Here is a 12,227-nt window from a genome sequence, read left to right as displayed (position 1 = left end):
CTCTTTTTTTATGCCTGAACGCAAAGAAAGGAGGAAGAAAAACCGGAACAAATAAGAATTACAACTATACCATAGAAAAGGAGACAAGAATAAAATGAACCACTCTAATGAATTATCAAACGTGGAAAAAATCAAACAACTGGTGGACCATCTGAATTTACAGCGTAACGCTTATTATAATGAGAACAGTCCGAATATCAGTGATGCGGAATATGACCGAATCTTCGATGAATTAGTGGAATTAGAAAAGCAGACAGGCTTTGTCTTATCCAATTCACCGACACAAACCGTAGGCTATACTCCCATCAGTGAACTTCCCAAAGTAAAGCATCCGGTCCCTTTGCTCTCTTTAGATAAGACAAAGCAGGTACAGGACTTGATAAGTTTTGCCGGTAAGCAGCCAGTTCTGTTTATGCTGAAGTTGGACGGATTAACGACTAAATTAGTCTACGAAAATGGAACACTTGTAGAGGCTTCCACGCGTGGCGACGGAGAAATTGGGGAACTTATCACCCATAACATCCCTGCATACGTTGATGTCCCTCTCTCAATTCCATATAAAGGCCGGCTGGTGATTGTTGGAGAATCCTTCATCCCAACCCATGACTTTGAGCGTTTAAAAGAAACCCTCCGAGATGGAAAAGGAGAACCTTACAAAAATGGGCGAAATCTGGCTTCTGGCTCTGTGCGAAGTCTTGATCCGGCAAATTGTGCAGGACGCTGTCTGCACTTTATGCCTTTTAATGTTCTGGAAGGTCTGGACTCTCCATTTCTCTTTCCAGACAGCAGAGCTATGAAAATTTCCAGCCTGTTTGACTATGGTTTTCAGCCTTGTCCTTATATTGCTGCAAACCATCCCTTAACCTCGGAACTTGTAAATCAGTATATTGAAAGGCTGACTGATCTGGCAGGCAAAAAACATCTGCCTATTGACGGAATTGTAATGATTTTCGACAGTCTGGACTATTCCAAAAACTGCGGGCGTACCGGACATCATTATAAAGATGGACTGGCTTTTAAGTTTGAAGACGAAACTTACGAAACCACTCTTCGCAATATAGAATGGACACCCACCCGTTTCGGAGAAATTGCACCTGTGGGAGTTTTTGACCCTGTGGAAATTGACGGATGCTCTGTTTCCAGAGCAACCCTTCACAATCTGACCTTTATCAAAGAATTAGAATTGGTGCCAGGTTGTAGAATTTCTGTATCAAAACGTAATATGATCATTCCTCATATTGAAGAAAATCTGGAACGTGGTCATTACGTAGATGCAGTTCCTCCTGTATGTCCATGCTGTGGTTCTCAGACTCGTATCTATCAAAGAAAAGGAAATGATGGGCGTCTCATTGAAACGGTGCATTGTGACAATCCCAACTGTGATAGCCAGATCCGAAAACGCTTTACACATTTCGTTGGAAAAAAAGCAATGAACATCGAGGGACTCTCCGAAACTACCTTGGAAAAATTCCTGACTTTGGGTTATCTCCAGACATTTCCGGATATTTACCATCTAAATGAACATCAGGAAGAAATCTTACAGTTGGAAGGTTTCGGTAAAAAATCCTTTGAAAGATTATGGAATTCCATTACTTCCAGCCGGAATACTACCTTTGTCCGGTTCCTGGTTTCCATGGATATTCCTATGGTCGGAAGGACCAAAAGCAGGATTTTGGATACAGTATTCCACGGCAGTCTACAGGAATTTTTTGATGCTGCCTCTGATGACTATGATTTCACCCAGTTAGATGACTTTGGTGATACTCTGAATCAGAATATCCATGACTGGTTTTCTGATGAAAACAATTTAATTCTCTGGCACGAACTCCAAAAAGAACTTATATTTGAAGAAAGAAAGGAAATGAATACTATGATGAAAGAAAATGTATTTACAGGATGTACTATCGTTGCAACAGGAAAACTTGCTCATTTTACAAGAGATGAAATCAACTCGAAGATTTTAGAGCTTGGAGCAAAAGCCGGCAGTTCTGTCACAAAAAAGACAGATTATCTAATTTGTGGGGAAAAAGCCGGCAGTAAATTAGCAAAAGCCCAGTCTCTCGGCATTAAGATTTTATCTGAAGATGAGTTTCTTGAAATGATTGCGTAAGGAGAAATCTATGAGTATCATTACATCCGTTTTTCATATCTATGGATTTCTTATTACAGAAGAGGCTGCTAATCTTATCCTTCGATATACAGAGGAAGTTTTTCCTGATTTATACAAAGAGTTCTCTGATCCAGAATCACTCTTAGCCTTTCAGGAATATCTTTGTGAGAAACTTGATGGCTGTCGTTATGGCACTGCTGAGTCTATGACGGTATGGAGGATCAAAGATCAGGAAGAACTGGACTTAAATCCAGGAGAAGAATTTTATATCATTGAACTTAAAAATTCTTCCCACTTATTTTCACAGGCGTATTCTTCTTATACGGAAGTTATCCAAGAAATTCAAGAAACGTTTGGTGAATTACTTCCTCCCGATTTTCCATTAGATGATTTTCTTGTGGAAATCATGGGCGAAGTTTGGGGATAGTGAAATGGGGTGACGCCCCATTTCAAACATCTTTTGCAACTTTACATTTATAGTTATTTTACCGTTGGAAAGCACCTTCTTTTTTGATATAATGAAAGCAAATGGAGGGATAACGTATATGAGTATTCAATCAGATATAGAGATGCTATCAATTGAAGCACTGGAATATTATGCTAAAAAGCACCAAATATCAGAAGACGATGCCTTTAATATTTTCTACAAACATCAAGTATTTGAAAAAATACTGGTACAACACGAAACGTTGCACCAATTAGATATTCATGATACTTTTCAATACGTAGAAGATATTATAGAAGAAGATACGCCCACGCTTGTTCTTTTCCATGGCTCCAATATTGCATTTGATAAAATCGATTTGAACAAATCACATAACCGTCGTGATTTTGGTCGTGGATTTTATTGCACAGTTCTCGAACAGCAGGCAAATGAATGGGCGAACCGCCTGTACTTGCGTACTCATACTGGCGGCAAATATGTGTATCGGTATATCTTCCAGCAATCCGAGGAACTAAAAATCAAACATTTTGCCACCTTGGACAAGGAATGGTTGGAGTTTGTCAAACTCAACCGTACTGTCGGCGATATCCAGCATCACTATGATGTTGTAATTGGGCCTGTTGCGGATGATAATACCATGGAAACTGTACAACTTTATTTGTCCGGTATCTTGAGCGTGGATGAAGCGGTTACAAGGCTTCGGTATAATAAGGTTAATAATCAGGTTTCCTTTCACACCCCACTTGCTCTTGAACATCTGGTATTGGAATCTCGAAAGGATGTGTAAAACATGGAAGGTAAATATTTTTTTAACGGAAAAGATATTTCAATGAATCTGTATATTCAGATCCGGGATGTTATCGATATTATTATGGAAAAGAGTAATCTTTCCTTTCCGGATGCCATGGGCAAATTTTATCATTCAAAAACTTACAAGGCCCTACAAAATACAGAAAATACTCTTTGGGCGGAATCTGCCGGCTATATTGCAGACCGCTATTACGAAGAACAAGAAGAAGCACAAATAAACAAATAACAAACAAAAAAATATGTTTAAGAAGGAACTGCTTACCATAAGCGGTTCCTTTTTTGTATAAGAAAGAAGGGATTACATGTATATTAATACCTATTCGAATCATTACCAGCAAACAATTGACCACTTTCATGGAGCATACGCTTTTCTTAGTAACTTCTATCCTTCCCGGATATATTACCGGGGCTACTGGTATGCAAATAATGAGGCTGCTTTCCAGGCACAAAAGACCATTTCCCCTAAAGAACAGCTTCAATTTACCAAATTAAGGAATCCAAAAGATGCAAAAAAACTGGGAAGAGAAGTGCAGCTCCGTTCAGACTGGGAAAGTGTAAAGCTTATGTACATGTATGAAATTTGTATGTGCAAATTCATGCAGAATCCTACCCTATGTAAAGCATTACTTGCTACTGGGAATTGTCACCTTGTTGAAGGAAACAACTGGGGAGATTACTTTTGGGGTTCTGTAAATGGTCATGGCGAAAATCATCTGGGCAAAATTCTTATGGATATACGTGCAAAGCTTCAATTTGAATGTTAAAACATAATTTATCCAATTTTGCACTGTATGAACTGCAAATATTTTGCTATAATGAAAGATAGATTTTAAAGAAAGGATTTGTGCTTATGTATCTGAAGCGTTTTGTCTATGACCGTCTTCTGGATTGGAAAAATGAAGGAGGTCATAGTACCCTGGAAGTCGGTGGAGCCCGTCAGGTTGGAAAAACCTACCTGATACAGAAATTCGCTGACGAAAACTACAAACACAAAATTTATATTAACCTGTTTGAATTAAGCGGCAAACAGTTTATGGAATGTTATAAACAGGCAACCGACTGGACACCTGGAACAAAACGGCGGGAGCATCCTCTCCACGATGCCTTCCAGTTATATGAACCGGACTTTATTGATTCTGAAGATACCGTCATCATTATTGACGAAATCCAGGAGTCTTCCGAAATTTATAACCGTATCCGGGAGTTTACACGTCACTTTAAAGCCCATTTCATCATCACAGGAAGCTACCTTGGACGGATTTATGATCCAGAATTCCGTTATTCCAGCGGCGATGTCACCAAACTCACCATCTATACGCTTTCTTTTGAGGAGTTTTTGATGGCCTATGATCAGAATCTGTATGGCGATTACAAAAAAATATCTCTTGTTTCCTCTGAAGCAGAAGTCTATAATCGCTTAAAGGAAACCTATGAGCTGTACTGCCAGATTGGTGGCTATCCCAAAGTGGTCGAAAACTATCTGGAAAACCGGAACATCGTAAAAGCTCAAGGCGAACTCGTAAAAATCATTGATACCTTTACCAATGAATCCATTCGCTATTTTACGGATATTTTGTATACCAAAGTGTTTACCCATATTTTCTTTTCCATCTGCCGTATTTTAAATCGTGAAAAGAAAGGATTTTCAGAAGACAGCATCAGTGAAGAATTGCAAAAACTGGTAACCAAAGACTACTCCAGCAATATTTCAAAGGCTACCTGCAACCGTGCCATTAGCTGGCTGTACTTTTCTGGAATCATTGGATTCTGTGCAAAAATAACAGAAATGGACATTCTGGATTTTAAGTCTGCAAGCCGCTGCTACTTCATGGATATGGGGCTGGCAAATTATTATCTGACACGTACCGGTACCGATTCCCGTGTACTTGCAGGCACATTAAATGAAAATTATGTCTATATCAACCTGAAGAAACGCCAGGATTTTCCACCGGAAATTTCCTTTGAAACCCCAGCTTTTGCTACTTACCGAGGCGGAGAAATTGATTTTTTGGCACAAAGCCTATCTTCTTCCACCCGATATTTAATAGAAGTAAAAGCCGGAAAAGGGACTGCTTCCACTGCCCAGAAAGCTCTGGCTCAGGGAAAAGCAGATAAGCTTCTTTATTTAAAAGGGGCAACCAAAGGAGGAATAGACGGAAAAACAGAAACACTGCCTATTTATTTATTGGAACAATACAAGTTTAATTAAATTTATGTTTACGAAGAGACTACTTGCGAGTGGTCTCTTTTTATTTAGAAGGATCACGAAAAACACAGCACTGAATTAGTGAAAATTTATGAATTTATGAGAATTGGCATAGATGTGATGTTACGGAAAAGGGGTATGGATTTATTCTATTCCCTCTTTTGTCAATGCCAATTCCCATCAAGAAAGGAAGAATTACATGAACAATACAACAACTGAATTACAATGGGGAGATGTCATCTTCAAACCTGGACAACGTGTGCGGACAACCGATGCCAGCGATTATGCAGGATTGGATGGTGTTATTTTGGAAATTCATACCGGCGAAGATAAAGAAACCGACAATCTGACTCCTGATATTCACTGTTGCTTTGATTTTCCTGAGTCTGAAGCAGACATTCGGAAACTAGAGGAACGCTTTTCTTCTCTTTACAATATGCCAAAAAAACTGGATGATCTTGCTTTGGATGAAGTGATTATGTCCCCGGATGAACTGATTTCTATTCCAGAAGAACCCTCTCGTCTTCTTCATTATATTGGTACAGACGAATGGGCTCGCCCGGTATACCAGGATCAATATGGGAAGTTGTGGAAAGATGTAGAACTTGGTGACTTTGAAATTCCTCATCTGCACTCTGCAGTCGGAAATGAATTTGATGGAGAACCGGATATGCCTATCCGGAAACCATTTAGAATTTTAACAGATAAACCGAAAAATCCTTATGAATTTCAGTACATGATGCTTAGTCGTTTACAAAGCGACTGTGAGTATTACTTGAATTACGGAAACCGTTGTACTGGACATCTGTACTATCACAATGAAAGCAAACAAATTGCCGCCATGAAAAAACTCTGGAATGAATTTCCGGATGATGGGAAACCAGAATGGTTGACATGGAAACAAATCCTAGAATACGAAAAAGCAATGTGTTCAGACACAAAATAATAGAACCGCCATAAAAATATTTTTTTTAAGGAGAATGATTATGAATTCAATAAAAGAACTAAAAGAACAATTAGGATATGAAGAAATCGGTCTCGATGATACATTTACATTTCACTGTACCCAATGCGGAAAGTGCTGCATTCACCGGGAGGATATTCTCTTATCCCCGAAAGATCTGTTTAACATAGCAAAAAAATTTCAAATTACACCAGCGGAAGCCTTGGAACAATATTGTGAAACTTATATTGGATGTAACTCCCGTTTCCCGATAGTCCGCCTGAGACCACAAGGAAGTGTCAAACGCTGCCCTTTATTAAAGGATCAGAAATGTTTGGTTCATGATGTAAAACCGACTGTCTGTGCCATGTTTCCGATTGGTCGGTATCTTACCCTTTCTGCGGATGATAGTTTTCCGAAAAATCCAGAAGAACTGTCTGTTGGATATATCTTTAATAATCCTGAGTGCGGAGACGGAATCGAAACACATACCGTCCGGGAATGGTTTCGTAGTTTTAACATTCCACTAAAAGATGACTATTTCTTTACATGGACAAGAACACAGGCAACACTCTGCAAACATCTACAATTTCTGGAAGAACACATATCAGAAAAGACCATGATTTCAATATGGAATGCTACTTTGATAACTCTGTATCTGAACTATGATATTACAGAAGATTTTCAAACGCAATTTCAGCAAAATTCAGATGCAATCCTATCCTTAATTGAAACACTAGGAACTGTTGACATTCCTAAGAAATCATAAACAACTATAAATACTTTGAGCCGACCAGTTTTGGACGGCTCTTTTTCATATCACTTTACATTCTGGCAGCTCTTTTGTTTCCTGTTCTTATCACACGCAATCCATTCATCCAAAGTAAGCGGCTGATAATTTGAATACATACAAAAACAGTTAATCATATTACATGGAATATGCTGTGTTTCCCCCTGTGTATTCAGAAATGTTGTTTCAGATGTGATTCCTTGAAATCTTTCCAGCAATCTCTGATCCTGCGTATCGTGTACATGTCCATACAACATATAGGTTTTTGGGTTTCCTTCTGCATTCAATTTATACTGTCCGTTATAACACATAATAGGATAATGACAAAGTATCACTTTTCTCTTATTATCGCTAAGTTCCTCATACATTTTAATCCACTCAAAGCGTGAACTGTCGAAGTTTGGATCCTTGACATAGTGGTCATGGTTTCCCTGTATCAGATATAGACGTCCGTTCAATTTCTGAAGCAACTGGTTTGTTTCTTCAGATTTCCCCCATGATAAATCCCCTAAGATAACAACTTCATCCCTATTACGCACTTTACTATTCCACTGTTTCAGCATATAATCATTCATTGCATTTACATTTGCAAATCCACGTTTATCCATTTTTGTATTCAAATTTTCATGAAAGAAATGTAAATCTGCAATATAATATCTCATTTTATATCATTCCCTCAATCTTGTTTAAATTATCAATATTTACAACTGCCCAGAACACTCTTTTTAAATCTTTCCCTTTCAAAGTTGATGCCGGGATTACCGAATCTTTACCAAATTCCTGAATAAACTGATTTCTGAGTTTACGAATTTTTTGTCCTTTTTCTGGTCCCGATAAATGCTCCATACCTAATTTTTTTTCAATCTCTAATGCCTGTTTTACCTTATCCCAACCCATGCCTGAAATCATCAGTTCATACATCAAGCGAACCAGGGATGCTCCGCAGGCAACCGTTTTGGGATCATACTGCACTTTCCTGTTTAAATATAACGAATGAAAATCATTAATAAACTTTTTCAATTCTGCATCTTCACCGCTATCGGCTTGTTGATAACGCAAAAGCTGTTTCTCAACATCTTTTACGATATATTTAGGTTCATAATCTCTTCCCTCCAGCGTGCTCCCCAGTGTAATCTTCCTTGTATTCCATTCTTGTTCTGCCCGTTTTAAATACTTTTCTTTCACAACAGAGCATTGCATCTCGGATATACAGTTTCTGGACAACATCATAATATCATAGAACTGCTTCACCTGTTCATCCAGCCTTTCATTTTGTACGCCAATCGTATTACAACCTAATGTGGTGAGCTTATCCGCAAATAAATAATTCAATGGAAGGATCTGATAGTTCCATGAACTGTTTACCGCAAATATGTTTTCTCCCGTTCTTCTTTCATATTCCCATTTTTCTGGCTGGAGAATAAATTCTATTTTTAATTCCTGATAGGGAATACTCTCTCTCTCCATATTACGTTCTGCATTGGATAGTACAGAAGGAACTTTCGTGTAATATGTATGTAATGGAAGATTTGTTTTCGGATTCTTAGGGCTATGTTTATGAAAGTAAAACAATTCGTCTTCTGTCCCCAAATATTCTTCGATTTTCCTCAATGTTTTCTTTATTTCCTCTTCTGTTCCAAAAAATAACATATCAATGTCTACACTTGTTCTTTGAGCATCCCTTGGCAGATAAAACTGCGTGGCTGCACCACCTTTCAATATTATTTTATCTCCTAGTATTTTCTGAATATGCAAGAATAATTCAAGATCCCATAAAAACAGTTCCATTCTCGCCATATTTTTAAACCCAAATTCTTCCATTCTCTTCTGAAAGGTTTCTCTCTGAAATGCTTCCTCTTTATGAAATAACTTTTTGTAATCCAAATTTTATTCTTCCCTTCTAAGTATTTTTCCAAACTCTATTGCCGAATCTGTAATAAACCGATTTTCAACGATAAAGCGAATATCATATTGTATATTCCTTCTTGATGCTACTGTTATCAGCTTCTTTTTATCTATATTTCCCAATCTGCTGAGATTCTGATAAATTCTTACCAATTCTTGCAATGATAGTGGATATCCGTTTCTCGTTATTGCAAAATAAAGATCTGCAAAAGCCTTCTCTATACTTGCCAGACCTTCACTACTGTACTGAAAATCCTCCGTTGTGTATAAAATCACCTGCATATTATGGCTACCTGAAAACATAGCATCTTCATACATTTTTTTCGTGTATTGTGGTTCTATCACCTCAAATCCTTCTGCTAATAAATTGTTATATATTTCCTCTTTTGCTGCTTTTTCAATAAATGCAATGACAGGATATTGTTCTGGTATGTGTAACATATATTTTGCCAAAATATCCAAACCGGATATATAATAATAAAATCCCAGCTCATCCATGTAATTTTTCAATTTTTGGGCTGTTTCACATAAAATAATTCCCTGTCTGCCTTTCAAATCATTGAAGGAAAATACACCGTTTCGCACTCTCTTAATGTAACCCGCCTCTACTAATTTAGAAAGATTCCAATATAAAGTAGACTTTTTTAACTCCGGGAAAAGGGGAATTACTTCATCTGTATAAAAGGTAGTTTGATTCCCAAGATTTTGTTTGATTATCTCGTATTTTTTTTCTAATGCTGTTTTGCTATTCATACTACACCTACTTTCTTTTCGTAGTATATCACATAGCACCTATAAAAACAATAAAATAAACGCAAAGTTTATATTTGCGTTTATTTTATTGTTTTTATTTATAATTCAATCTATTTGCAAATATATTTGTAATTTCAATAAAAAATACGCAAATACTATATTTGCGTATTTTTATTGAAACTCACTAGAACTGCAACAGCAGCTCATATAGCATCCTATAACGTTTTCCAATCCAGCCTATTCTTTATAATGGAATGATCCTTGGAACTTGTACTCCTGCTGTAATTCCCATTTCTATCTTTCTCCTATAATCCCGAAAACTATGGATACGAAACCCAGGCATTCCCCAAGCACAAGAAATTTTGCGAACATAGTACTCGTTTGATTTTGTGAATATTTTCCCTTGCTTCCTGTGCAATAACTTCATAATCCGTAACGACTGAGTTGAAATCTTAGGAAACGTTCCATTAACTTTTTTATACAAATCTCCTCTTTTGGTTTCTTCCAAAATAATAGTTTTTCCATGCATACAGGACCATTCTATACATGGAATATCTGCACTTCTTATCCCTGTTTCCATTGCAATTCTCAAAAATAAGGAAGTTTCAAAATCCTTTTTATATAGGAATTGATCTGCTATCATCTTGTAATGATCAACAAAATAAATTTCTCCTATCTTTCTTTGTAGTTCTGCCAAAGATATGCTATTCAGCCATTCCAGTTTTCCTCTGTATTTTTCAACAAATATCATCCCCTGCTCAGCTTCAAAAGATTGCCTCAAATCACGGATAGCCTCTGACCAACATTTTCTTTGTCCAGGTAACAATAAACATACCATTTTCTGTAAAAATTTTTCTTCACTATCCGGATTCCACTGTATTAAACGCTTTAGTTCTTCATAGGCTTGATTTACTTTATATTCCATTGTACTATTTCTCATCTTCAGATTCTCCTTCGTATGGCTCTAAAATCTTTGAAGCCCTCTCCACAAACATCCTGTCTGCCCCTGAAATCTCATATTCTTTCCAAAGTGTCTTATGTATCTGTTCCTCTGTTAAATCTCTACACTTTTCCTGCAGCATACGGACAAATGGATATATCATAGTCGCATGAATATTTTTCCCGGATCGTACCATATCTCCTTCCATTTGATATGCTTCCTGTAAGCATTCCAGTATAATGCGAACATCCGTAACACTTTCTCTCATTGTGCTTCCCCTCATCAGGCTTATCCTCCTATTTACATACGTACTCTCAATCCATCTAATCTCGACACGTTCAGTCCAACCAGATACCAGTCATCTCCCATTTCAATTCGGACCGGAACCCAAACATTTTTCACCTTTACATCAAAACATTCCCCGCAATGTAGTCCTCCATAAAAAGATTCCAAATCAAAACGTATATCATACCTCCCTGTTTCAGTATCATAAAACAATGTACCTTCTCTGTGTTCACTCATAATATCTGCCTCCTTAAATTTTTCTTTTACTTAGTAATTACCTCATCTCTATACAGATTGAAGAAATTCCGGAAAAATTTCATAAAAGTTTTTCCGATACCGATAATAGGTAGAAGAAGTTAACCCCAACTCCCGCTGCAGTTGTGTCGGTGTTACCTTCTTTTGTACCACCCTCATAAATTCCTGGTTAAACTTTTCCTGTTCTATAGCCCGTGGTCTTCCTACTTCATCCCATTCACCCCGAAGCCTTTTTGCCTCCATACCTTCCTTTTGTCGCTTCTCCTTTTTCTCCATCTCTGCCTGTGCCATGGATGCATAGAGTTCAATCATCATATTATTGATTGTTTCTATCATCATCTTTGCCAGATTATTTTCCATCTGAGACAGGTCAAACAACGTGGTAGGAAGTTCCAATACCATTACCCGAACCCCTTTTTCTTCTAAAAAACGTAGCTGCTTTAAAATCTCCTGCTTGTTCCTGCCAAGTCTGTCCAGCTCTGTAATAATCAGGGTATCCCCTACCCGTAAAACATCTTCCACAAGAACGGTATAACGTGGTCTGTCAAAATTTTTACCGGTTATCTTATCTGTAAAAATACTTTCCAGTTTAATTTTCTGATTTTCACAGAACCTCTTTATTTCTATAATACCTCGGTCCAAGTGTTGTTCCTTAGTACTGATTCTGTGATACCCATAATATGCCATACGTATCCCCCTTTATACATTCCCAAAAAGTCTTAAAATATTTTGGCATATCTCAAAACTTTCTTATATACTTTTTGGAAATAAAAAAATAGCCTATT

15 protein-coding genes are annotated in these 12,227 nt (G+C 37.4%); 8 read left to right on the top strand and 7 right to left on the bottom strand.

Features of this window, described 5'->3' with window-relative positions; translation table 11 throughout:
* Positions 1-94 precede the first annotated feature (94 nt).
* From ligA to ACGG81_RS01070, 8 genes are all read left to right on the top strand, one after another.
* Positions 95-2,110, top strand: coding sequence for an NAD-dependent DNA ligase LigA (gene ligA, locus ACGG81_RS01105; RefSeq protein ID WP_117843962.1), 2,016 nt, complete (start codon positions 95-97; stop codon positions 2,108-2,110).
* Between the two features lie 10 nt (positions 2,111-2,120).
* Positions 2,121-2,537: a hypothetical protein gene (locus tag ACGG81_RS01100; RefSeq protein WP_004223763.1), complete on the top strand. Its 417-nt coding sequence runs from the start codon at positions 2,121-2,123 to the stop codon at positions 2,535-2,537.
* Positions 2,538-2,655: 118 nt separating this feature from the next.
* Positions 2,656-3,342, top strand: coding sequence for a DUF3990 domain-containing protein (locus ACGG81_RS01095; protein ID WP_015526830.1), 687 nt, complete (start codon positions 2,656-2,658; stop codon positions 3,340-3,342).
* Between the two features lie 3 nt (positions 3,343-3,345).
* Complete coding sequence (locus ACGG81_RS01090; RefSeq protein ID WP_004223767.1) at positions 3,346-3,591, top strand: hypothetical protein; 246 nt, start codon at positions 3,346-3,348, stop codon at positions 3,589-3,591.
* Between the two features lie 76 nt (positions 3,592-3,667).
* A complete protein-coding gene (locus tag ACGG81_RS01085) occupies positions 3,668-4,129 on the top strand; it encodes an NADAR family protein (RefSeq protein ID WP_004223769.1) in 462 nt (153 codons plus the stop codon).
* Between the two features lie 86 nt (positions 4,130-4,215).
* Positions 4,216-5,574 carry an ATP-binding protein gene (locus ACGG81_RS01080; protein WP_015526829.1) on the top strand — a complete coding sequence of 453 codons (1,359 nt, stop codon included), beginning with the start codon at positions 4,216-4,218 and terminating at the stop codon, positions 5,572-5,574.
* Positions 5,575-5,770: 196 nt separating this feature from the next.
* Positions 5,771-6,517, top strand: a complete 747-nt coding sequence (locus tag ACGG81_RS01075; protein WP_015526828.1) for an LPD11 domain-containing protein — start codon at positions 5,771-5,773, stop codon at positions 6,515-6,517.
* Positions 6,518-6,557: 40 nt separating this feature from the next.
* On the top strand, positions 6,558-7,283 hold the full coding sequence (locus tag ACGG81_RS01070) for a YkgJ family cysteine cluster protein (RefSeq protein WP_015526827.1): 726 nt from the start codon (positions 6,558-6,560) through the stop codon (positions 7,281-7,283).
* Between the two features lie 50 nt (positions 7,284-7,333).
* On the opposite strand, the gene ACGG81_RS01065 is transcribed toward ACGG81_RS01070, so the two are convergent.
* The 7 genes from ACGG81_RS01065 to ACGG81_RS01035 form a co-directional block, all read right to left on the bottom strand.
* Positions 7,334-7,966, bottom strand: a complete 633-nt coding sequence (locus tag ACGG81_RS01065; RefSeq protein ID WP_015526826.1) for a metallophosphoesterase — start codon at positions 7,964-7,966, stop codon at positions 7,334-7,336.
* A 1-nt stretch (position 7,967) separates the two neighbouring features.
* On the bottom strand, positions 7,968-9,188 hold the full coding sequence (locus ACGG81_RS01060) for a nucleotidyl transferase AbiEii/AbiGii toxin family protein (protein WP_117457422.1): 1,221 nt from the start codon (positions 9,186-9,188) through the stop codon (positions 7,968-7,970).
* A gap of 3 nt (positions 9,189-9,191) precedes the next feature.
* Complete coding sequence (locus ACGG81_RS01055) at positions 9,192-9,962, bottom strand: DUF6577 family protein (RefSeq protein ID WP_117457421.1); 771 nt, start codon at positions 9,960-9,962, stop codon at positions 9,192-9,194.
* 244 nt (positions 9,963-10,206) lie between these two features.
* The gene (locus tag ACGG81_RS01050) at positions 10,207-10,902 is read right to left on the bottom strand and encodes a hypothetical protein (RefSeq protein ID WP_015526825.1); all 696 of its coding nucleotides are present in this window, start codon (positions 10,900-10,902) and stop codon (positions 10,207-10,209) included.
* Entirely contained in the window at positions 10,892-11,170 is a 279-nt protein-coding gene (locus ACGG81_RS01045) for a hypothetical protein (protein ID WP_390109086.1), read from the bottom strand. Before ACGG81_RS01045 ends, ACGG81_RS01050 begins: the two co-directional genes overlap by 11 nt.
* 32 nt (positions 11,171-11,202) lie before the next feature.
* Positions 11,203-11,424: a DUF5348 domain-containing protein gene (locus tag ACGG81_RS01040; protein ID WP_015526823.1), complete on the bottom strand. Its 222-nt coding sequence runs from the start codon at positions 11,422-11,424 to the stop codon at positions 11,203-11,205.
* 48 nt (positions 11,425-11,472) lie between these two features.
* The gene (locus tag ACGG81_RS01035) at positions 11,473-12,129 is read right to left on the bottom strand and encodes a recombinase family protein (protein ID WP_005340281.1); all 657 of its coding nucleotides are present in this window, start codon (positions 12,127-12,129) and stop codon (positions 11,473-11,475) included.
* Positions 12,130-12,227: the final 98 nt, after the last annotated feature.

It is taken from the genome of Faecalimonas umbilicata (genome assembly GCF_042846195.1).
GTDB lineage: Bacteria > Bacillota > Clostridia > Lachnospirales > Lachnospiraceae > Faecalimonas > Faecalimonas umbilicata.
The sequence above is the reverse complement of the archived record's forward strand: the minus strand, read 5'-3'. Positions and strand labels throughout refer to the sequence as shown.

Coding starts and splice junctions, on each gene's coding strand:
- ligA (WP_117843962.1), top strand. CDS start 95: ATGAACCACTCTAATGAATTATCAAACGTGGAAAAAATCAAACAACTG.
- ACGG81_RS01100 (WP_004223763.1), top strand. CDS start 2,121: ATGAGTATCATTACATCCGTTTTTCATATCTATGGATTTCTTATTACA.
- ACGG81_RS01095 (WP_015526830.1), top strand. CDS start 2,656: ATGAGTATTCAATCAGATATAGAGATGCTATCAATTGAAGCACTGGAA.
- ACGG81_RS01090 (WP_004223767.1), top strand. CDS start 3,346: ATGGAAGGTAAATATTTTTTTAACGGAAAAGATATTTCAATGAATCTG.
- ACGG81_RS01085 (WP_004223769.1), top strand. CDS start 3,668: ATGTATATTAATACCTATTCGAATCATTACCAGCAAACAATTGACCAC.
- ACGG81_RS01080 (WP_015526829.1), top strand. CDS start 4,216: ATGTATCTGAAGCGTTTTGTCTATGACCGTCTTCTGGATTGGAAAAAT.
- ACGG81_RS01075 (WP_015526828.1), top strand. CDS start 5,771: ATGAACAATACAACAACTGAATTACAATGGGGAGATGTCATCTTCAAA.
- ACGG81_RS01070 (WP_015526827.1), top strand. CDS start 6,558: ATGAATTCAATAAAAGAACTAAAAGAACAATTAGGATATGAAGAAATC.
- ACGG81_RS01065 (WP_015526826.1), bottom strand. CDS start 7,966: ATGAGATATTATATTGCAGATTTACATTTCTTTCATGAAAATTTGAAT.
- ACGG81_RS01055 (WP_117457421.1), bottom strand. CDS start 9,962: ATGAATAGCAAAACAGCATTAGAAAAAAAATACGAGATAATCAAACAA.
- ACGG81_RS01050 (WP_015526825.1), bottom strand. CDS start 10,902: ATGAGAAATAGTACAATGGAATATAAAGTAAATCAAGCCTATGAAGAA.
- ACGG81_RS01045 (WP_390109086.1), bottom strand. CDS start 11,170: ATGAGAGAAAGTGTTACGGATGTTCGCATTATACTGGAATGCTTACAG.
- ACGG81_RS01040 (WP_015526823.1), bottom strand. CDS start 11,424: ATGAGTGAACACAGAGAAGGTACATTGTTTTATGATACTGAAACAGGG.
- ACGG81_RS01035 (WP_005340281.1), bottom strand. CDS start 12,129: ATGGCATATTATGGGTATCACAGAATCAGTACTAAGGAACAACACTTG.